At 23.6% G+C, this 23,919-nt stretch carries 14 protein-coding genes; 7 read left to right on the top strand and 7 right to left on the bottom strand.

Going from position 1 to position 23,919, the window contains the following annotated elements:
* Position 1 precedes the first annotated feature (1 nt).
* Genes RRG59_RS02135 through RRG59_RS02120 form a run of 4 tightly spaced genes read right to left on the bottom strand, consistent with a single transcriptional unit; the run spans position 2 to position 5,006 of the window.
* Positions 2 to 2,164 carry a phenylalanine--tRNA ligase subunit beta gene (locus tag RRG59_RS02135; protein ID WP_322901862.1) on the bottom strand — a complete coding sequence of 721 codons (2,163 nt, stop codon included), beginning with the start codon at positions 2,162 to 2,164 and terminating at the stop codon, positions 2 to 4.
* Positions 2,136 to 2,840 carry a uracil-DNA glycosylase gene (locus RRG59_RS02130; protein WP_322900757.1) on the bottom strand — a complete coding sequence of 235 codons (705 nt, stop codon included), beginning with the start codon at positions 2,838 to 2,840 and terminating at the stop codon, positions 2,136 to 2,138. The genes RRG59_RS02135 and RRG59_RS02130 overlap by 29 nt, the downstream gene beginning before the upstream one ends.
* Positions 2,830 to 3,780 carry a phenylalanine--tRNA ligase subunit alpha gene (gene pheS / locus RRG59_RS02125; protein WP_322901860.1) on the bottom strand — a complete coding sequence of 317 codons (951 nt, stop codon included), beginning with the start codon at positions 3,778 to 3,780 and terminating at the stop codon, positions 2,830 to 2,832. Before pheS ends, RRG59_RS02130 begins: the two co-directional genes overlap by 11 nt.
* A complete protein-coding gene (locus tag RRG59_RS02120; RefSeq protein WP_322901859.1) occupies positions 3,780 to 5,006 on the bottom strand; it encodes a replication-associated recombination protein A in 1,227 nt (408 codons plus the stop codon). The genes pheS and RRG59_RS02120 overlap by 1 nt, the downstream gene beginning before the upstream one ends.
* Before the next feature lie 76 nt (positions 5,007 to 5,082).
* Between RRG59_RS02120 and asnA the strand changes: the two genes are divergently transcribed.
* Positions 5,083 to 6,063 carry an aspartate--ammonia ligase gene (asnA, locus tag RRG59_RS02115; protein WP_322901856.1) on the top strand — a complete coding sequence of 327 codons (981 nt, stop codon included), beginning with the start codon at positions 5,083 to 5,085 and terminating at the stop codon, positions 6,061 to 6,063.
* Between the two features lie 33 nt (positions 6,064 to 6,096).
* On the opposite strand, the gene RRG59_RS02110 is transcribed toward asnA, so the two are convergent.
* Positions 6,097 to 17,883, bottom strand: coding sequence for a hypothetical protein (locus RRG59_RS02110; RefSeq protein ID WP_322901854.1), 11,787 nt, complete (start codon positions 17,881 to 17,883; stop codon positions 6,097 to 6,099).
* Between the two features lie 594 nt (positions 17,884 to 18,477).
* On the opposite strand from RRG59_RS02110, the gene RRG59_RS02105 reads away from it, so the two are divergent.
* From RRG59_RS02105 to pgsA, 6 genes are all read left to right on the top strand, one after another.
* Positions 18,478 to 18,705 (top strand): hypothetical protein, encoded by a 228-nt coding sequence (locus tag RRG59_RS02105; RefSeq protein WP_161553049.1) that lies wholly within the window; start codon positions 18,478 to 18,480, stop codon positions 18,703 to 18,705.
* Between the two features lie 71 nt (positions 18,706 to 18,776).
* Positions 18,777 to 19,319: a diadenylate cyclase gene (locus RRG59_RS02100; RefSeq protein ID WP_419198142.1), complete on the top strand. Its 543-nt coding sequence runs from the start codon at positions 18,777 to 18,779 to the stop codon at positions 19,317 to 19,319.
* A 1-nt stretch (position 19,320) separates the two neighbouring features.
* Positions 19,321 to 20,868 (top strand): magnesium transporter, encoded by a 1,548-nt coding sequence (mgtE, locus tag RRG59_RS02095; RefSeq protein WP_322901852.1) that lies wholly within the window; start codon positions 19,321 to 19,323, stop codon positions 20,866 to 20,868.
* Between the two features lie 9 nt (positions 20,869 to 20,877).
* Positions 20,878 to 21,225: a hypothetical protein gene (locus RRG59_RS02090; RefSeq protein WP_322901851.1), complete on the top strand. Its 348-nt coding sequence runs from the start codon at positions 20,878 to 20,880 to the stop codon at positions 21,223 to 21,225.
* 7 nt (positions 21,226 to 21,232) lie between these two features.
* Entirely contained in the window at positions 21,233 to 21,829 is a 597-nt protein-coding gene (locus RRG59_RS02085) for an MHJ_0274 family protein (RefSeq protein WP_161553046.1), read from the top strand.
* Positions 21,822 to 22,493 (top strand): CDP-diacylglycerol--glycerol-3-phosphate 3-phosphatidyltransferase, encoded by a 672-nt coding sequence (gene pgsA, locus RRG59_RS02080; RefSeq protein ID WP_322901849.1) that lies wholly within the window; start codon positions 21,822 to 21,824, stop codon positions 22,491 to 22,493. The genes RRG59_RS02085 and pgsA overlap by 8 nt, the downstream gene beginning before the upstream one ends.
* Before the next feature lie 91 nt (positions 22,494 to 22,584).
* On the opposite strand, the gene RRG59_RS02075 is transcribed toward pgsA, so the two are convergent.
* Both RRG59_RS02075 and RRG59_RS02070 read right to left on the bottom strand, forming a co-directional pair.
* Entirely contained in the window at positions 22,585 to 23,370 is a 786-nt protein-coding gene (locus RRG59_RS02075; protein WP_322901847.1) for a DNA cytosine methyltransferase, read from the bottom strand.
* Positions 23,371 to 23,470: 100 nt separating this feature from the next.
* Positions 23,471 to 23,827 carry a DNA cytosine methyltransferase gene (locus RRG59_RS02070; protein WP_263321773.1) on the bottom strand — a complete coding sequence of 119 codons (357 nt, stop codon included), beginning with the start codon at positions 23,825 to 23,827 and terminating at the stop codon, positions 23,471 to 23,473.
* Between the last annotated feature and the right edge of the window lie 92 nt (positions 23,828 to 23,919).

Below are 23,919 nucleotides of genomic sequence, written 5' to 3'. Positions count from 1 at the left end.
CCTACTTATTAAATTTTTCGTTTAAGTTAACTATTGTTTGATTATCTGCTGTAATTCTTAATGTAACATTATGAGAATTTTCTTTTTTAAAATCATCTACTTGTTCAATAGAGTAAATGTTTCCTCTACACTTTAAGTCTTTAATGATTGGATTTATGTATTCATTATTTTGTAATTCAAATGTTAAATCAACAGATTTTAATGGTTCTGTGTTTATATTTTCATATTGAATTTTTGATTCTAAGTTTATATCAAAAAACTCTGCATAAAAACCATTTGTAACATCATGTTTAGGATGAATTTTTCCTATTCAACCTATTAATTCTCTTTTGTAATATATATATGCAGAAACATTTGGATGAATATATGAATTATCTTTTAGTGGAACAAAATCTATATCTAACGATAAGAAATTAATAATATCTTGTTTGATTTCATTAAATGATTTTGTAGTTGAAGCTAAACCATAGACAATATGATTATTATTAATCATTCCTTTTTCGAAAATATTAACTTGATTTATTTTTCTCTTTTGATTGTATTCAATTACTTCTTGTAATGATGTAACAATTGAATTTCTAATACTTTCTCTTTCTTTTGATACAAAAGTTAATAAATTGATATCTTTATCAAAACCAAAGACATTAATTTTATTTTTTTCTTTTGAAATTAATGAAAAAGTCCTTACTTCTGAATAACCTTGATGTTGTAATATTTTTTTATTAATATCATTTTTATAAATGATAACAGGTAAATTTCTTATAGGTTCTGGAATAAAATTATCATATGAATAAAATCTAAAGAATTCTTCTATAATATCTTCAAATAAATTAATATCATATCTATATTCAGGTATGATGATATTATCATTATCAAATTCAAAACCAAGTTCATTTAGTTTTTTAATAACCTCTTGAGATTTTTTGTTATTTAAAATATCAAAACCTGCATATAAACTTAATTTTTCTTTATCTCATTTTATAACCTTATTTTTAGGGACTTTAATTTCATTAATTATATTTGAAGTTTCAAGTTCAGAACAATAACTTTGAATATATTTCATTGCTAAATTTGCCATATAATGAGTTATAGGTCTAGAGCCTTGATTCGATGAATTAGAAGTTATTTTAATTTCTTTTGAACCATGTCTAATATATTTTGGATCAAAAACCCCGATTTCGAATAAATAGTTATTGCTATTTAAATCTGTTTTAGTATTTTCAAGTCCCATTACACTTGCAATAGAAATAGGTTGATTATCATTGTATATACATAATACATCTAAAACATTAACTTCTTTATTACCTAAGATATTTAAATTTCCTGAGTATAAATTACTATTTAGATTTTTAGATTTTAATTTGTTTGTATTATAAACGTGAGCAGGAATACCAAAATTAATTAAAACTAAATTTGTTAAATTAACAGATCAATCAAATAATGAAGAAATATTATGTTTAGCAAGTAATGTTTTTTCATATATAGATATTTCTTTATTTCCATTAACCTCTAAAAAAGATAATCCATTTGATAATCCATTTTCTGCTTTAAATTTACTTTCAAAAGTATTCTGAGGTTCACTAAGTGCAAAATTAAATTCTGTATTAAAATAACTTGCTAATTCTTTTGCTATAACATAATAAGAATTTGCATCATTTCTATTTGCTGTAATTGAAATTTCAATTATGTAGTCGTTTAACCCTAATTTTTCCATTGGATCATCATTGATATTTGCAAAATCATTAGGTAAAACTAATAGTTGATCTTTTTGATCTAACAAGGTTCAATCATAACCTATTTCAGATCAAGCAGCCATCATACCTTGAGAAGGATAATCTTTTAATTTTACTTTTTTAAATGTTGTATCACCTTTTTTAGAACCTTCAGGAAAACAAACAATTAAATTACCTGGTTGTAATATTCTATTAGTTGTCTGAATAGTTAATTGTCCTATTTTTGTATTTAAAATAACTACATCTAAACGGTCAGAGTTAGGATTTTGAAAGACTTCTAAAACTTGTCCAAATAATAAACCTTCTACGTTTGAAAAAGGTTGATTAGATTCAACTTCAAATCCTAAATTATTAAGTGCTTTTTCAACTTCAAGATGATTTAGTTTTATTTTTGGTAAAAATTTATTTAAATGATTTAGTGAAAGAATCATATTTGCTCTCCTTTGTTAAATTTCAATTAATTTCTTCGTTAGATAGTTCTTTTAAACGTTGATTTATTTTCAAAAATATTTCTGATCCATTAAAACCTTTATTAAAACTAAAAGGCGATGGATGAGAGGTATGCAAAACATTTTTTGAATTACGATTATTTAAGTTTAATTCTTTATAAAATTTTAATGCTTTAGTTCCTAGTAAAACAATAATTACATTAGGATTTTGATTAATAACTTCTTTTATTATTTCTTTTGTAAAACTTTGTCAGCCGAAATTATAATGAGAATTAGGTTGACCTTTTGACACTGTTAAAACTGTATTAAGCAATAAAATGCCTTGTTGTGCTCATTCTTGTAAAGAATTTGTTTTAATTACTGTATTTGGATAATTATTTAATAATTCTTTAAAAATATTTTTTAGTGAATGAGGAGTTTGTTTTTTATATGTTGAAAATGCAAGACCGTCTGCAAATCCATTATGATAAGGATCTTGACCTAAAATGATTACTTTTGTTTGATTTACTTGAAAATAATCAAATGGTCTAAAGATATCCATTTGATGAGGGTAGATTTCTATGTTTTGAGTTTCTATGTCTTTTAAGGAATTATATATTTTTTGAAAATATGATTTTTTACCTTCTGATTGTAAAATTTTTAAAAAACTATCTTTCATTATTGAATTGCTCCAAAATTCTTAAATCATTTTTATATAAATCACGGATATCAGTAAAACCATATTTAATCATAGTTATTCTTTCGATACCTAATCCTGCTGCAAAACCATTATAATCGTTTGTATAACCTGCTAATTTTAAAACATTAGGATGCAACATTCCAGCACCCAAGATTTCTATTCATTTATTTTTATAAAAGACATCTACTTCTACGCTTGGTTCTGTAAAAGGGAAATAACTTGGTCTTAATCTGATTTCTACTTCTTCTTCTAATACATATGATAATAATGATTTTAATGTTCATATTAGATTCGGAAAACTAACTTTTCCTACCGAAACAAAATCTAATTGCGTAAATTGATGTGAGTGAGTTGCATCATCTTCATCATTACGATAAACTTTACCTAATGCAAAAACTGCTATTTCTTTGTTCGGATTTTCTTGTAATATTTTTGCTGTAATTCCTGTGTTATGAGTTCTTAATAAAGTATTTTTATCAATATATAGTGAATCATGCATTGCTCTTGCTGGATGATCTTTTGGGATGTTTAATTGTTCAAAATTATATAAATATGAAACTATTTCGCCTTCTTGTCTTTGATAATAACCATGTTGTATAAATCATTCTTTTAATCTTTCTTCAACAATAGTAATTGGATGTATAGAACCTTGTTTATTAACTGGTTCACTAATGTCTATAAATTCACTATTAATTTTATTATTTATTTGTATTTCTTTAATTCTTAAATCCGCTTGTTCAAAGAAATCTTCATATTGTTTTTTTAATAGATTTATTTTTTGACCTAATTCTTTTTTTAATTCAATAGGTGAAGTTTTTAATTGATTTTGTAATTCGAAAATTTCTCCTTTATTTCCATACGCTTGCGCTTTAGCTTGCTTTAAATCTTCTAGTGTATTGATATCTTCTAGTTTAAACATTATTTCTCCTTTGTAATTTCTTCTTTCAGTTTAGTTCAATAATTTTTTATATCTTTTTCTAGTTTATTATCTTGCGGGAAATAAAAAATTTCATTTTCTATTTCTTTTGGTAGATATTGTTGTGATACTCAATTTTTATGATAATCATGAGGATATAAATAATTAATACAATCACCTAATTTTTTTGCTGATGCATAATGTGAATCTTTTAAGTGTTTAGGGATTTGATAAATCCTACCGGATTCTAAAAATAACTTTATATTATCTCTTGATATAACAACAGAATTACTTTTTGGTGAACTTGCTAAATCAATAATTGCATTTGCTATTGGTAATTCTCCTTCAGGGAGACCTAATCTTTCGAAAACTTGAATAGCATTATGTGTTCTTAAAGCAACATTCGGATTAGCCATTCCTATATCTTCATATGCTACACATAACATTCTTCGAAATAAACCATCAATATCTCCTGTTTTTAAAATTAAAAAGCCATAGTATAATGAAGCATTAACATCACTGCCTCGTAATGATTTGTGAAAAGCAGATAAATTATCATAATGAGCACTCTGGTTCATGTCAGAGTAAAATGAAATGTTAGGAATAATAACTTTTAAATCTTCTTGTGTAATTTCTTTATTATCTTTTTTTAACAAAGCAAGTAATTGTAAATTATTTATGCTTGATCTTAAATCACCATTTGAAAATCTTGCTAAATTTAATAAATTATCATTGCTAATATTTAAATAATTAAAATGTGAATTAATTATATTTCTTAAACTTTGAGTTATTTCTGTTTCTGATATTTTATGAAATTGTAAAATTTGCATTCTTGAACGAACTGCTGGTGCTACTTTAAAATATGGATTTTCTGTGGTAGTGGCATAAACTATAATTTTGTCAAATTCTAAATATGATAATAAAATATCTTGCTTATCTTTATTTAATCTATGTATTTCATCGATAATAATGGCATCACAATTCTCTAGTATATCAATTAAATCTTTTTTTGAATTAATTGTTGAATTAAAATAACCATATTTCAATCCTAATTCATTAACCAAAACAAATGCTGTTGATGTTTTCCCAGTTCCTGATTCACCAAAAAATAAGAAACTGTAAGTTAATTTATTAACAATAACTTCTCTTAGTAAACTTTTTAAATGATTTTGTCCTACTATATCATCCATTTTTTTAGGTCTAAGTAAATTAGCGAGGTTTTTATCCATATTTTTTATATTATATTATGTTTATTATAATAATTAAATATATTTAAGATATAAAATTAGTATAATATACAGCATTATGTATCAATCAAAATTAAACACAAAACAAACGCAAAAAGCAATACAAGATTTAAAAAAAATATTTCAACAAAATTTACAAAAACAACTTAACTTAACCAGAGCAACAGCTCCATTATTTTTAGAAAAATCTACAGGTTTAAATGATGGTTTATCAGGTGAAAAAGCAGTTGTTTTTTCGCCTAAAGACAATGATGTTACATTAGAAGTAGTTCACTCACTTGCTAAATGAAAAAGAAATGCATTAAAAGAATATCATTATGAAGTTGGTGAAGGAATTTATACTGATATGAATGCTATTAGACGTGAAGAAGAATTAGATAATACTCATTCATATTACGTAGATCAATGAGATTGAGAGAGAATTATTTCAAATGAAGATAGAAATTATGAATTTTTAAAAAACATAGTTAATAAAATATATGATTGCATTAAAAAAACAAAACAACATTTAATTAAAGAATATCCACAACTTAATGATGAATTGGCTTCTGAAGTATTTTTTATTTCTGCTCAAGAATTGGAAGATAAGTACCCGAATTATTCAATTAGTCAAAGAGAAGATTTAATAACTCAAGAAAAAGGTGCTGTATTTATTTATCAAATAGGAAATAAATTAAAATCAGGATTAGTTCATTCAAATAGAGCTTTTGATTATGATGATTGAAATTTAAATGGTGATTTAATTGTATATTCTAAAGTTTTAAATAAAGCAATTGAATTATCTTCTATGGGGATTAGAGTAAATGATAATTCAATATTAAAACAATCGCAAATGTCTTATGATGAATTAATTAGTCTATCTCCATATCATAAAAATGTTTTATTAAATAAATTGCCATTGACAATTGGTGGTGGAATTGGTCAAAGTCGTTTAAGTATGTTTTTATTAGAAAAATCTCATATTGGGGAAGTTCAAGCAAGTTATTGACCAGATTCATATCGTGATGAATTATCTTCTTTAGGAATTAAATTATTATAAAAAATAAATCAGAAAAAATTTCTGATTTATTTTTTATAAACTAGCTGAATATTGGTCTGTTTTAATTTTTAATAAGAACTCTATAGCAAATTGAATTGCTGGTCAAAATTCATGTGCTTGGTTTATATAATCTCAACCTTTTACTTCTATCGTTCCTTCTCTACGACTCCCTAATGACATAAGTCAATAATATGAACCATTATGTTCCAAACCAGAAGTGAATTTTTTATAGTCATTTGCTGTACCATCTATATTATTAGATATTTGACTTGTAAAAATATTTCCTAAATTACTTCCACCTAATATTGGTCTATATTTACCATTTTCTCACACTTGTAAGAAACGTGTATTTTGATCACCTATACCTAATTGAATTGCTGGTAGAGAATAAATTTCAGGAGCACGGTAGTCATTTGGTAGTTTAGCATGTTCATTTTTATGCCTTATTTCCATAAATGCTTTTACAAGTTTATCAGTTAATCAATCTACTCATTTTTGTCTTAATGTTAATTTAGCAGAAGTATTTAGTGGATTTAAAGAAGTATAATCTGCTGTTGTATCAGGAACTCTTCCATTTAAGTAGTTTAATAATTCAGCAAAAACTCTCACTGTTCAACCATCTTGAAAAGCTAATCTAGAAATAGGATTTGAATCTAAGTTTGGTCCACCTGAATGATGTGCTAAACCAGAGAATTCATAATTGAACCTAACTTTATTTATTTGGCTAAAGATTAAAGCTTCAGCATATGTTGAACCTGAATAATTATGATTTGTTCCATAGTTTACTAGTTTAGCATTTGTTCCATTTGATTTATTTGTTGTGTAGATGTATTCACCTAATGGGGTATTGTTTTCTGTTTTAGCGTGGAATTTAATTGACTTAATTTTGTAATTAAATCCAGCTTTTAATTGAGATCTATTTAAATAGATTCTTCAATTATGATTAATTGTTCTATTGTTTGCTGTTGTAGAAGCAGAATCAATATAATTACTACTTATAGTAATTAAATTATTTGTAACCAAGTTTTGATTTTTATTAATTGGAGTTGCATTCCCAGTATTTGCTAATACTTCTAATTGAACTTCTACATTTTTACTTGTATCAATTAAAAGATTTTCACCAGATAATCCTGAAACAGTAACATAATAATTATAAGTTGCTTCAATTAAATCTCTTCCTGATACTGAACTATATTCTTCATCATATGATGGTCTAAATGAAGCTCTAACATCGTTTGCAATAATATAACTTTTTGTTATATTAAAGTTTTGTGATCTATTTGTTTCAAAATATGTATCAAAAGTATCATTGCTATTAACAATATCATTTGAGTTTCTATTATTTGTATTAGATCATACTAACTTATCAAAAGAATATAGTCCATTGTTATTGAATGAATTTACATTGAAGGTAAATCTTAAATTAGTACTTGTTAATTGTATAGGTTGTGATACTACTTTTTGACCTGAAGTATTACGTGCAACTAAATATAAATACTTATTATGTCTAGCTCCATCTGACTTATTTAATGTTACATTGACATTAACATTTTCATTTATATAATTGCTACGTTCAGGAGTAAAACTTTTAACTTCATAATATGATAATAATTCATTATATAAGTTTCTTAATTCAGTAATATTTCTTGCACTATTTCTTCTTTGTTCAAAATCACTACGTTTATTTGGATTAGTTATTTTTTTAATTTCTGGATTAATCTTATTAATTTCTGCATTATAGATTCTCATTGCATTATTTTTAACATCTAAATATTGCGATTCTGTTGCAGATGGATTATTAAGTGTATTTAAGTATGAATTATATTCATTAGCACCTTGAATTTTATTTAATTCTCTTTGAGTTTCATTTTTTAATTCATTTAACTTATTAGTTGCTTGTGTTTGTTTTTCTTCAATTGTAGCTTGAGTTAATGTGTTTAAATTGTCAAAACCTTCTTTTAATCTTAAGTTATTGATAGTATTTGTACTTAATCTGTTAATTACTTGTAATGCTTGTGAACGTTTGTTAGTAATTTCATTATTAACTGATTGAATTACTTGTTCATATTCTAATTCTGTATTATTATCAGTTAATTTATTAAAGTTTGTTCCATATAAATTATTAGTTACTGATAATTTTAGATTTTCTCTGGTAGCATTATTTTTAACATTGTTTAAGTGTTCTTGAACTTCTTGTTTTGCTCTTAAAATATTTGCAGGGCTTTGTGTTTTTGAATTAATAATTGCTGATTTTTCATTTTTGAATGTTCCATCTTTTAATCTTCTTAATAATTCAGGAGCACCTGCACGAGATACTTCACGATTATATCTTTCTACTTCTGACCTTAATTGATCTACACTTTCTTTAGTTCCAAGTGAATTTAATCTATTATTAAATTCATTTTTCTTATTATTGTCTATTACTTGATTAATTACATTTTTAGTTAAATCAATTGCAGATTTTAAAGTATTAATTTTTGTTTCAACATTAATTACATTATCGATTGTTTTTGCATTTGATAATTCATTTAATAAAGTATTTTTATTTCCTTGTTGTGTGAATGTATTATTAATTCTTGTTCTTGCTTGATCAATTCTTGTTTTTAGAGCTTTTGCTGTATTAGTTACATTGTTGTATCCAGAAATATCATTTGCTAAATTAAATTGGTTTTGTAATGTTATTCTATTACCTTGATCTAATGCATTAATTGCATTTCGTGCTTCTTGTCTTGCTTTTGCAAGTTTCATATCATTAATAATAGTTTGTAATGTATTTACATCATTAGCTGAATTAATTCTATTTAAGAAATTATTTCTATCTGTATTTAATAACACTGAAAGAGTATTATGCACAGTTTTAGCTTCTTGGACTTTGTTTGCAATTGCTTGTAATGAATTTTTAATTGTATCAATTTCAGCAATAGTATCAGCATTTGCAGAATTTCTCACATTAGAAAAATGTGTTTTATGTTGTGGATGATTTGCAAATAAGCGATCAATTGTACTTTGTAAATCATTTGATTTATCAACTGTATTAGTTGCAATATTTTTTAATGATAACAATCCATCACCATTATTTCTAGTTTGATTTAATCTATTATTTAAATCTGTTCTTGCATTACTTGGCATTTTATTAATTTCTGCTTGAACTTCTGCTATTAAATTATTTAATCTAGTGTCTGCTTTAGATTTTTCTCCATTAATTATATTAATATCATCTGAACTATTAACAATGTTTCTTGGATTTGACTGTTCTGATGCAGGTAGTTTAGCAATTGAATTTAATGCAGCTTGTTTTGCGCTTTGTAATTCTCTAGCTTCTCTGTTTAATTGCTCATCTACTCTACGTTCTAAATCTGTTAGATTAGTGTTTCTATCATCTGCTAGTCTATTAAATTCATTTTTCTTAGATATATCTTTAATACCTGCTATTTTGTCTTTAATTCTATCTGCTTCAGAAAGTTTTTGAGTTTTTCTTTCAATTTCAATTAATTTTGAACGTGTATCAGTTCCTGGATCATTTATTTCAGTTAATAATGTTGTTTTTTGATCCGAATCAACTAATCTATTTATTTGAACTAATACTCTTGTTTTTCTATTTTCAAATATGTTTTGTGATTCTGCTTTAATTGAATCAAATTGGTCTTGTGATGGATTAGAAATAGCTCTTTCTAGTATTGGTTTTAATCTATTATAATCATCTTTTTCATTAGAGTATTCTCTAATTCTCAATAAATAATCATCAACATTAATTTTTTCTAATGATGCTTCTGCTTCACTTTGTAATCTTGATAATTCATTTTGTAAGTTAGTGATTGCATTTTCTATTGCAACTTGGTTGTCTGAAACTCCTTGATTTGCTCTTAGTAGATCATTACTTGTATTAAATTTATTTCTTAAATTAGATAATTCATTAAGTTTTTCGTTAATAATATTTTGAGCTTGTCTTCCAATTGCTAATGCTTCTTCTGGTGTTGCTGAATTATTAATAGCATTTAACATATTAGTTTTTTCGTTAGAATCTTTTAATTTGTTAACAGAATTTCTTGCTTGACCTTTAGCTTGTGCTAAAGCATTTTCAGAACCTAAAGCATTAATTGCTTTAGTACGTACTTCATTTGCTGATTCAACTGTTCCTGCTCTTTGTAATTCTGCTTCTAATTCATGTTTTTTATCTTCTTCTCCAAGTTTATTAATTTCTTCTTGAGCGTGTTCTTTTGCTTTAGTTAGAATTTGAGTTTCTAATTCTTTTAATTTTGTAATAGTATCTTTATCTACTACACTAAATTGTGAATTATCCTTAACTAATTTATTTATTTCGTTTTGAGCATCTCTTCTTGCATTATTAAATGTTCTAGTTGCAATATCAATAATTCTATTTAATTCATCTTCATTTGCTGCATTTTCTAAATCTGATTTAAGTTGAATTTCTGAAATATCACCTGCTAATTTAGCAACAGAATTTGTAGCTTGAGTTTTTTTGTTATTAAATTCTTGAATTGCTTGATTTTTAGCATTTGTAATTTCTGAAATATCAGTTGTATTGTTGATTGTGTTTAATAGTGTTTGTTTTTTAATATTACCAACTGACAATTTATTAATTTCTACCAATGCATCTTGTCTTGCTGATTCTAAATCAATATTATTAATAATATTTTGAAGTTCTTGTTTAGTTGAAGCATTATTTAATTGATTTTCATAATCAGATCTTGATTCTGGATTTTGTACTTGATTTAATTTACTTAATCCTTGTTCTTTTAGAGATTGTAATTCATTATTTAGTTTATTAATATAGTCTTCATATGCTTGTTGTTTATCAGTTGCTATAACATTATTTAGTTCACCATCTTTTTCATTACCAAATTTCTTAGTTAATTCTTGCGCTGATGTTTTTAAATTTTTTAAAAAGTCTAATGCTTGATTTTTAACTTCCTGAATCTCAGATTGTTTAATTGCTTGATTTAATTTTGCTTCTAATGAAAGTCTTGGTTCAAAGTTCTCTGATAATTTATTTAATATATTCTTAGTTGCATCATAATCATTTTTTAAAATATTTATTGCTTCTTGTTGTTTGTTATTTACTTCAACTGGATTTTGTGTGTTTGCAATAGTATTTTCTAATTCTAAACGTTTATTAATATCAATATCTATTCTAGCAATGATGTTATTTGCTCTATTTTTTAAAGTTCCTAAATCTACAACTTCCTTACGTCTTTGTGCTTCAATATCATCTAACAATTGTTCTAATTCTTTAATTTTATTATTTTTTTCTTCTAAAGTATTTGGGCGAGTGTTAATGATATTATTTAATCTTTGTTCAAAATCTTTTTTATCTACAACATTTTTAATTTCTGAATTAACTTGATTTGCTTTATGATAAACATCTGAACTAAGTTTTAATTTATCTATAGTTTCATAATTAGTTGCATTTGGTAATTCATTTAATAATGTATCTCTTTGGTCTGAAACAGAATTGTGAATATATGTTTGAGCATCATTTTTTAGATTTTCAAACAATTCATTAATTTCATCTTTAATTCTTAATAAATTAGGTTCTGAATTATTTGGTTGATTAATTTGATTTAAATATTCATTATGTTTAGCATGACCAACTAATTTTGCTAATTCAGTTAATGCTTGTTGTTTTGTATTTTCAAATAAAACTTGAGCTTTGTCTTTAACTGCTTTAATTTCAGGTATTGTGTGTGCATTTTTTAATTCTTCATCTAGTGTTGATTTAGAATTAGTTTTATCTATAATTGCTTGAGCTTCTTGTTTTGCAGTTAATAAATCAATTGATTGATTTAATTTATCTTGATTAATTGCTGATTTGATTTCATTTAATGTTGAAATATCAGTTGCTTGATTAATTTGATTTAAATAATCTTTTTTATCTTGTAAACCGTTTAATAATTCTTTTGTTTCTTCTTTAGATTTTATTAATCTTGCTTGATTTTTAATCTCGTTTAATTTTTGTATTGTTTGATTGTTTGCATCATCTTTTTGGGTTAAAAGTTTTTGCTTTTCTGTTTCATCAGTAATTTGGTTTATAGTATCTGTTAAACTATCTTTAGTTATTTTGAATATCTGTATTGCTTGATCTTTAATTTTATTTATTTCATATTCACTTTGTGCAGTTGTTAATAAATTAGTTAGGTTATCTTTTGAAGAATCATCTGTTAATTTATTAACTTCAATAAATGCCAAGTCTTTTTGCATTTGAATTTGTTTTTTAATTTCTTCTTTAACTGCTAAGACTTGTTCTTTGGTTGTAGCATTATTAACTGTAGTTAATAAATCATTATTTTTTAATAAAAGTGCTAATTCTTCTTTTACTTGCTCTTTTAGTAAAGATAATTCATTATTTTGATTTCTTTGTTGGTTTTGAATTTCATTATAAACATTTAATAAATCATCAATAATAGTAATAAATTTTTGTTTGTTTTCATTTATGATTGTAATATTGTTGATTTTGGTTATAAATTCATTCTTTTTAGTTTCATCTAATAAGGTATTGTTTAATTCAAGTAAAATATTTTTCATCAATTCATTTGCTTTAGTTAGTTCAGCATCTAATGAATTAGTTGAACCACTTGAATTGATTGCATTTTGGATTGTAGAAATTTCTGTTTCTTTATTATTATTTGGTATTTTATCTAATTTAGATTTGTATAATGATTTAACAGAATTTAAATAATTTACTATGTCTACACTTGAAATTTCATTTAATTTTTGTTCAGTATTTGTTTGATCAACTTTTGAAGTTAATGAAGTAAATATTTGATTATGTCATAGTGCATCATTTTCTCTGTTTGATGGTTGAATCTTAGTATTTAATTCATTTTTAACAGTAGTTTTAATTCTCTGAATTTCAGTTTCTACATCATTGATAACTTGATTTACTACTTCAACTGTTGTAGAATTATTTAATGTATTTGTTAATTCTACTCTTTTTGCATTAGTTTCCAATAAACGTTTTAGTTCTTCAGTTGCTAATTCTTTAGAAAAATCTAAATCACCAATTTGATTTTTTAGTTTTTCGTTAACTTTGTTTTTCAATACATCTAAGGATTGTTTATCATTTGAATTATTTAATTCAGATAATAAATTATTTTTACTTTCTGAATCTGAAATTCTATTAATATTTTTTTGAATTGCTTCTTTTTGTAATTGATTTTCTATCTCTATACTAATTTCATCTAATGTTTGTAAATTAAGAGCATTGTTTAATTTATTTTGTAATTCTGTTCTTTTTTCAGAATCGATAATTTTGTTTAACTCAACTACTAGTTCTGTTTGTCTTCTTGAGAAAATATTGTTTGCATCAGATGCAATTTGATTAATTTCAGATTCAGAATTAGATGAATCTAAGAGTGATTGATAGCTATTTTTTAATTCTTTATTTACTAATTTATTAACTGCTTGTTGAGTTTGTGATTTTTGTTCGTTTAAATAAGCATTAATTTTTGCTATAACACCTTGACCTTGTTCTAGAGAACGAACATTATTAATATCTGATTGTATTTCATTATGTTTTGGTGTATTTTGATTAATTAATTTATTTAACTCAGTTGCTTGAGTAATTAAATTACTAATATCTTTATTTTCATTTGATTTAGCATTTATTTGATTAACGATTTCATTTAATTCTTCATTGTTTTTAGCATTATTAATTTTTTGAATAAAATCACGTCTTTGTTCAGGGAATAAATTCTTGTTTGTTAGTGAATTTATTGCAGATTCTTTTTTGATTTGTAATTTAATTAATTCTTGTATTTCTTTTAATCTAGCAATTGTATTTGCTTTATTAATTAACTCAGTAAATTCTGATTTTTTAGATAAAATAACTACTTTGTCTAATAATGATAAGGCTTGTGTTTTTTCACTATTAAAGATTTCTTCCATTACCTTTATATCATCTATTAAATCCGATTCTAAGACAGTTTGTTTATCATATGAATTTAGTTTATCTCTAAATTTATCTTTATTCGCTTGATCACCTGTTAATTTTTCTATTAGTTGTTCATATTCAGTTCAATTGTGGTTAATAATTTCAATGACTTTATCTCTTTGTGACTTAGAGATTAATTCACTTGTTCATAAATCTTTGATAATGATATGAGATTTATCTTTTAATCTATCAACATAGCTTTGAGTTTTATTATTATATTCACTTAATTTAATATCAACTTGTTGTGAAACTAAAAGCATTTCAGATTCAGTATTAACTTGTTCTAATTTATTCAATAATTCTTGATTGATATTGCTTGAAACTGAAATAACAGTGTTTATTTTTTGTTGAATATCACTTTTTAGATTATTTAAATAATTTGATGCTATATTTTTAATATTATTAATAGTTGCTTCAGTATTAGCATTGTTAATTTGTCTTGTTAATCTTGCATTATCTATTAACTTATTAATTTCTTCTTGTGCTTGATTTCTTAAATTATTTATTTCATCATTTAATTCTTTTAAAACTAAATCTACACTTTGTATATTTTTGCTTGATTGAATCTTATCTCTTAATTCTTGAATTTTAGTTTCATTAATTAATCTATTTATAACTTCGTTTTTAGCACTACGTTTTTTGTCTTCTAATTCACTTTGTTCTAATAATATTGTGTTGTTTATATTATTTAATAAACTTCTTGAGTATGGTAATGTAATTAAATGTTTAGTAGATTCATCATCATATTTATTTGTTTCATTTGTAAATAATTCAATGTTATTAGGTTTGTATAATTGAGATATTTTTGATTTAACTGTATTTATATTGTTTTGTATTTCGGTTGTTTCTTTTTGTAGTTGTTCGTCTACTTTTGTTGCAACGCTATTAATTTCATTTTCTGTATTTGCTAAATCTAATAATTTTTGTAATTCTTGTTGTTTTTCTATATCTTGTATTTTGTCTATTTTTTCTTGTATAGATTGTTTTTGATTTGTTGAATTAATTAAGCTTTGTAATTCTTGTTTTAAATTATTTAACTCACTGATATTTTTTGCATTATTTAATTTTTCTGTAAATTCAACTTTTAATACATCATTATTTAAATTATTTAAATCTTGAATAATTTCTGATTTTTTATCAGAAAAAGCATTATTTGCTAATTTAATAATATTATTAAAATCATCTTCAGAAACAGCAAGATTTAATTTGTTATTTAAATCCTCATTTAGAGTTTGATCTCCTTCTGTTTTTAAAATTGCTTGTGTTGTTTTTTCTTTTATTTCATTTAAAAGAGAGGTTGCTTTTTGTTCTAAAACTTGTGCTTTTGCAAGAGTATCAGCATTTGATAAATCATTAAATAAATTTGGTTTATTTTCATTATTATCACTTAATTTTAAAATATCATTTTTAATCTTTTCTTTTAATGTATTTAAAGATGATTCTTGAGCTATTAAATCATTATCTATATTTTGTTCCAATTCTTTTAAATCAGAAAGGTTATTTATAACAACCAATATTGATGGATAATCTTTTTGATCAAATAAATAATCTAATTTATTTTTTATCTTATATTTTAATCTTTGAATTTCTAACTCATTATCAACAACTTCTGAAAGATTATTTAAATCATCTATATTTTGTGCTTGATTTAATTTTTGTCTTAGTTCAACAACTTTAATATTGTCTTTTATTTTATTTATATCAGAATTTATAATTGATTTTTGAATGTTAAATACTTCTCTAGAATCCTTTAAATTATTTAATACATTGTAAATTTCTGTTCTAACTTGAATAAGTTTTTCGCTAATTTCAACTTGGTTTATATTCGGTTGATTATTTGAATCATTCATTGCTGATTCAATTAATCCTTTAACTCTATTTTTTTCTTCATTATTATTAATATTATCTGCTAATAAAATTAACTCATCATGAAGAACTTTATTATCTAATTCATGTTGATGATAATCTTGAGCATTATTTTTTATTGAATATATTTCATGTTTTTTAGTTACTGTATCTAAGTGAGATTTAAGTTCTTCTTTTTTGGTATTATGATTTATTTTCTGAATTTCTTCTAATGCTGATTTTTTATCATCTGATAATGTTAGTAAATCATTAAGTTGATTTTTAATTTCTAATAAATTATTTAAATTAGTTTCACTGTCAATTTGATTTTTTAAATCTGCTACATTTTCTTTATTGTCTAATTGATTGTAGATGTCATTGGTTTGTTTTTTGGTTTCTTGTACTGAATTTAAATTCTTTACTTCATCTAATAAATTATTAAATTGACCAAAATTAGAATCAGCATTATTTTTTAAGTTATTAAATTTCTCTGTTAATTCTTGTTTTTTAGCATCTAAATTAGAATCAGTGATTGAGTTTAATGAATTTTCTATATCAGATTTAATGTTATTAAGTATGTTAGATGCATCATTTTTTATTTTATTTATTTCTGATTCTGTGTTTGAATTCACTAATTTTAGTTCTAAATCATTTTTATCTTGAGAATTACCTTGCAATAAATCAACTTGTTTTTTTGCTTCAATTCTTGCTTGATCTAGAATTTCGTTAATTTTATTTGCAATATCTTTTATTGCTTGAACATCATTTGCATCATTTAATTTTTGGTTAAATTCTTCTCGTTTTTCTTGATTTAATTTGTTAATTAAATTATTAACATCGTTTTTTAATTTATTAAGACTTAATAATTTATCCAATTCTTCTGAAATTGTATCAAGTTCTTTTATTGAATTAGAGGAATTGATATCTTGATTATATCTTGTTTTTATTTCATTTGTTAAGTATGATTGCTTTACTCTTTCTAAAAGTATTTTTTTCTTAGCATTAAGCAATCCATCTAAACCTGAAGATTTTTTGATTTCTTCTTCTAGTTTTCTTTTAACTTCTGTTAATTCATCTAAATTTCTTGAGTCATTAATTGAATTTATAAAATCATTTCTTTTATTAGAATCTAATACACCATTGCTTAAATTAAGTAATTGATCTTTTATGTTTTCAAAATCCTTATTATCTTCAGAAACTAATAATTTTTGAATTTTTTGTTTTATTTCTTCTAATTCTTTATCTGATGAAGCGTTGTTTAAATCATTGTATATTTCTTGTTTGTCATCTTTATCATTAATTTTTCTTGCTTGTTCAACTATTGGAAGAACTTTATTTAATAATTGATTTAATTCTTCTAGTTTATTTAAGTTATCTTTTGCTTGTGATTTTAAATTAATGTATTTTTCTTTTAATTCATCAGGTAATAAAGAAATTTGATTAGTTATTTCTTCATTTAAATTACTTATTCTTTGTTTTTGATCTGATAAATATTTATTTAAATCATTTAATGATTCACCAGTGTTTTTTGAAGATAAGTCTGAAAGTAATTTATCAGTCACATTATCACTTAGTATATTATTTTGTAAATCATTAATTTTTTGATCAAATTGTATTACATTGTTTAAACTTTTAACAAAATCCAATAATTCATCTATTGTTTTTGATTTAGATAAAGTATCTGTTATCTTTTCTTTATCAAGATTTTTAATTAATGATAATTTAGAAGAAACATTGTTTTCAATAGTTCTTTTTAAGTTATTTAAAATTCTATCTAAGTCATTAAATTGTTCATTTTTAAAATACTTATCTGGAAGTTTATTTAATTCTTCTTCAATTAAATCTACTGGTACATCTAAGTTTCTTAAAGAATTTATATAATCTTGTGTTTTATTGTATTTTTCTTCGTAACTACTTGCATTATTACTTCAAACTCATGATATAGCAATTGCTGTACCTGTAGCAATACTTGACATTGCTATTGAAGTTATAAATAATTCCAAACCTTTTTTATTTTTTAACATTTTAATTCCTTTCAACTGAGAATTTATCAAAATAAGAAAAACATTCCCAGTTTTATTTCTAAAAATTTGTTTATAAAATTATAAATTGAATTTTTTAATATTTTTTACGTTTATAAAAAAAAAAAAAAACTTTTTTGTCCTTTGTTATAGTGTTAAAAGGAAAATTTAAAAAAAATTTGTTTTTTTGTTAATTTCTAAATCTTAAAAATTTTAAAAAAATCATTTTCATTTAAATATGTTTTTAAAACTTAAAAATGAAAAATTTATAATTCTTTAATGAAATATATTTCATTAATATATCAAAATTTTATGTTTTTTAAAGTATTTTTTTAAAAAAATTAAAATAAAGGAAAAAATATGAAATAAAATATGGAAATTATCATTTTCTCAAGAAAATAAATAACTCTAAAATTGACTATAAATGTTTTTTGTTAGTTTAAAAACTAAAATACTAAATAACATTAAAAAAACTTATTTTGCTATGTCATAGGCAAATAAGTTAATAATTTTAAGAATTAGTTATTATTTTTAATATAAAAGTTTATAATATAAAAATATATAAAGCATTATAATTTATATATTTGAAGGAGAACTATGGATAACAAAAATAAATTAAATTTTATTCAATTTAGAAAAGAAGAAATAGCCTATGCTATAGCAAAAGAAAAAAACAAAAATAACAAGTTAATCCAAAAACAAAAAGAAAAGGAATTACCAATTTATAAAAAAAGTCTTTTTGTTAATTTAATTTTAACTTCAGTTGCTTTGATAATTATTATAGGTTTGCTATTAGTAGCATTTTATATAGGTAAAACTTTATAGTAAGAAAAGGAGTTAATGTGGAAAATCAAACTATATTAACAGTTATTTTAATTTTTGTTATCTTTTGTTTTTTAACTTTAATATTGTTTTTTGTGTTTCTAAACTGAACAAATATCCATAGTTTCATAGTTTCTAAAATTAAGAAAAATAGATATGATAAAATCGGAAAAAGTTCTCAGATAAGATTAATAAATCAATTAAGAGAAAGTGTTGAATATTTATCTAAAACTAAAACAGGTGCGCTAATAACAATTGAAAACAATGATAATCTTGATAACTTAAGAACAGATGGGATTATTGTTAATGCTAATATTTCAAGTGCTTTATTAATTTCTATTTTTAACAAGTATTCTCCATTACATGATGGTGCTGTGATTATTAGAGATGCAAAAATATACTATGCTTCTACTTTTTATAAAATAACTAGTAAATCTGTAAATTCAGAATATGGTTCAAGACATCGTGCTGCTATGGGTATTTCCGAACAATCAGATGCAATCACAATAATAGTTTCTGAAGAAACAGGTACAGTTAGAATATTAAAAAAATCCAAAATACATAAAGTTAAATTAGAAGAATTTCAAGAAGAATTAATTAAATTTTTAAAGGACTAAAATGGAAAAAGATCAAAGAGAATTTAATAAGAACTTGCTTATTTTAGAACTTCAAGAATTAATTAATTCAAAAAGTGTTAAATCACTTAGAGAACTAGAAGAAGACATACCTCATGCAGATTTTGCAAAAGCTTTAGAAGAGTTAAGTATAGAAGACCAAATTTATGTTTTAAGAATTTTAAAAACAGAAGAAGCAGCCGAAATATTTTCTTATTTAGATGATGATATCAAGCTAAATCTAGTTAATTCTTTTACAGACGATTTAGGACAAAAGGTTTTACAAGAAATTGAAACTGATGAATTAGCAGACTTAATAGAAGAATTACCAGCTAACATAACTCGTAAAATACTTTCTCAAACCCCTAAAGAAAAAAGAGACAAAATTAATCAAATTCTTTCTTATACAAATGACCAGGTAGGTAGTTTTATGAGAGTGGATATTTCAATTTTAAAAGACTCCTGAAATTGTAAAAAAGCACTCAATAAAATTAGAAAAGACTATAATCAAAATATTTTAATGGGTCATAATTTTTATATTGTAAATGAAAATGGCTATTTAATAGGTGATATCACTTTAGAGGAATTAGTATTTAGTAATGAAGAACAAACACTTTCTGAATTATATAATGCTGTTACTAGTGTTAAACCAACTGATGATAAAGAATATGCAGCTCAAGTATTCTCAAATCATGATAAATCCACTTTGCCAGTAATAACAAATGATAATAGATTAATCGGTATGATTACTTCTGATGATATTATTGATGTTATACAAGAAGAAGCGACTGAAGATATTTATAAAATGGCGGGGATAAATCCTACTGCAGCTGAAGAAAATTATTTAAAAACCAGAATACTAAGTATTGTTAAATCACGTGTTTTATGATTAATTATTTTAATGATATCAGCAACTTTTTCTCAATTTATAATACAAGAATTTACTAATCTGAGTGAAAATTTCTTAGATAGTTTGCAAATAACTGTTTCAACTGCAGTAGTTGTTTCATTAATACCTATTATAAGCGGTGCAGCAGGTAATGCTGGTTCACAATCTTCAACAACAATAACTCGGGCTGCTGCTTTAGGCGATTTTGACAATAATGAATATAAAAAGGTTATTTTTAAAGAAATTATAGTAGGAACTATAATTGGTGGAATAATGTTTTTAGTAAATATTATGAGATTATATATATATTATGCTATTCCGTATTTTAGAGAAGGTGCAAAAGATTGAAGTACATTAAGTTTCATCATAATAGCTAGTTCTCTTTCATTGTGATTAGTTGTTATATTTGCAAAATTCTTAGGAACAATTATTCCTTTACTGGCCATAAAATTCAAAAAAGATCCAGCAGTTATGTCTGCTCCAATTCTTGCTACATTATCAGATGCACTAGCTACACTAATCTTTTTTGGTTTAAATTTATTAGTATTGTATTTAGCGTACATTTCCGGAATAATAGGTGAAAGCAATACAAATAGCCAAAATATTACACAATATATAAATATTTTTACAGAACTCAATATGAGTTTAAATTTAGTATATTAGGAAGATAAAATGGAAGAAAGTATTATTATAGAAAAGTCAAAAATCCTTGCTGAAAGATATTTAGAATTGAACAAAGAATTATCAGAAATCAAAAAAGAAGTTAAGGATTTATTAAAAGAATACAATCAGGAAGTCAATGAAAGATTATCGAATGGTGGTTTTTTAATATATGAAAAGCCTGAAGATAAAGAAATTATAAACAATAAAAAAGTCACTGCTTTATTGTTCGATTTATTAATTCAACTAAATAATGGACAATTAATAACTCCTCCGAGCGAAGAAGAAATAAAAAGAGATGTAACAAAAAACTGTGTAGAAGTAAAAAGTTATAATTGAAGATTAAAAATAAAAAAATAGGAGAATAATGAATAATCAAACATTCTTTTCAGCAGAAGCTGGTAATATAATAATTTGAGTTGTCTTAGCAATTATTTTATGTTTATTAATTGTATATTTTTTATATCAATTTATTAAAGGTAAAATCGAAAAAAAACGAACTAAACAAGCAACAGAGGAATTCGAAAAAAATTCATCTATTTACTGATATGAAATAGTTATAAAAATTAATAAATTAATACTTTTAAATAAATATACTCATGATAATTTTGTGCCTAGTATTGGAAAATACACAATGTCAGAGATAAACCGTGCTACAAAAAATGTTATAGATCAAATTTTTGATGAGTATGAGTTTAAAAACTTTATCTTACAAAATCCTAAGTTTCAAAAAGAAATTCAAGAATTAGATATGCTAAGAGATTTAAATTCTAATTTATGACAAAAGAAGTTAGAAAAAGTTTTAACTGATTTTAATAACTATGAAGAAACTGCATTAAATGAAGCAAAAAACTCTATAAGAACTTCATTAGAAAACTTAAAAACTAAAGAAGAATTAAACATATGAATGGAACAAAAATATTATTCTGCATTAAATAAAATTAAAGAAAGTAATAATGAATAATTTTTATAAAAAACTAAATTTACCTAATAAATTAACTTTAATGAGAATAATATTTGTTATTCCTTTGATTTTTTTTATAAGTTTTAATGTTTTTATATTTAAACAATACAACTCATATTCATATATGTTCATATCATTTAAATTACATTTATCAGTTTGACCTTTTGTTATATTTTTTGTATTTAATATTTTTATCCTAACAATATTTATTTTAGCAATGGTAACAGATTATTATGATGGAAAAATAGCAAGAAGCCAGAATTTAGTTTCTACTTTTGGAAAATTGTGAGATCCTATTGCAGATAAATTAATTACAACTGCTACATTAATTTATTTATCAATTATATGGCTAACTCCTTATTGAGTAGTTATTTTATTTATTTTAAGAGATATTATTGTTGACGGATGCAGAGGTCTTTTAATAAAAAATAATCAAGATGTCTCAGCTAGTTTTTGAGGAAAAGCAAAGACAATGATTTTAAGTATAGGAATTGTTTTAGTTTTGTTATTCTCAATACTTTTTCATTTTATGAATTCACCTGTTTATATTAACAATATAAGTTGATGATTTTTAATTATTAATATACCAATCTTTGTTTCTTTATTTTTTTCTTGTTTTTCTGGTTATTTATATATTAAAAAAGCTTGAAAATTTATGTTTTAATGTAGAAAAATATTCGGAAACCGAATATTTTTAATTAAAAAACAAGGTTATTATAATAATTCAAAGCAAATAAATTTTGAATATTATAAATTTATTCATTTTCTATTATTTGACTTAAAATAGGTTCAATATCTGAAATTATTCCTGTTACTAATGCATTCCCCATCATAAAATATCTTCTTTTTTCAGACATAGTATTTGTTCAATTAGGTGGAAACATTTGGATTAATTCACATTCGATTGGGGTGAGCGATCTATAATTTCTTAAAGTTTCATCATAAATTATATGGGTTGAACGATTAATAGAACCTTCACTAGTTAACATAGTTCTTGCTGGTTCATTTAAATTATCAGGAAAAGACATTTTTCCTTCACTGTATCAATATTTATGACCATCTTTTGATGTTCTTTGTATTTTTTTGCTACCTTTAAGATATTCAATTTTTTTTAATTTTTCGTCTTGTATTAAATAATTTTGAATATTTGAATTAAATTCCTTAGATTTATCTAAAACCATTTTTAATGTATGTTTGCTTGTTGAAATTTCTGTTATATTATCATGAAAAACTACTCCATTTTTCATTATTCCTGTTTCTAAGAATTTACCTTTATTGTAGTTATTAGTTAAATCGAATAAATCATTATATTCATTCAGATTTATTGAATTTAAACTGTTTTTATATTCTATCTTAAAAACTCTGTTAAAAATATTTGAATCTAGATTTAAATTGTGTGTTTCTATTTCTTTTGAGTATTTTAAATTCTTTTTATAAGCAAAAATAAAAACTCTTTTTCTTTTTTGTGGCATCCCATATTCCGCTGCATTAATTATTCTTCATTGAACATCATAACCTAAAACATCAAATGTCTTAAGCATTATTGCAAAATCTCTACCTTTTTTGTTTTGAAGGAGATTTTAACAGTCTATCTACATTTTCCAATAACACAAATGGTGTTTTTTTTAATTTTTAATATTTCTATAATTTCCCAGAATAAAATACCTTTTTTCCTTGAATTCCTAATTCATTATTTAAAGAGCGTGCAACAGAGTAATCCTGACAAGGAAAACCTCCAACTAATAATGAATGGTATGGAATTTTATTTTTATCAATTAAAGCAATGTCCTCGTTAGAAATATCATTTGTATTAAATCTCTTTTTGTAACATTCATATGCATCCTGAGTTTTTGTAGACGGTTCATATTGATTCGCTCAAACAAAATCTCACTTTTTATTTTCTATAGCAACACCTGTTTTATGAATTTCAATGATTTTATTCAATCCAACACGGAAACCTCCAACACCTGCAAATAATTCAATTACTTTTAATTCCATTTTTCATCCTTTTTACTTTTAATTACTTTTGATATATAATCATTGTTTAGTCAGAAACACTGACTTGTTATTTTATCATCATTTGGAAGCAA

The sequence above is a fragment of the Mycoplasmopsis felis genome, assembly GCF_034647055.2.
Lineage (GTDB): Bacteria > Bacillota_I > Bacilli_A > Mycoplasmatales > Metamycoplasmataceae > Mycoplasmopsis > Mycoplasmopsis felis.
This window is presented reverse-complemented; position numbering and strand designations above follow the sequence as displayed.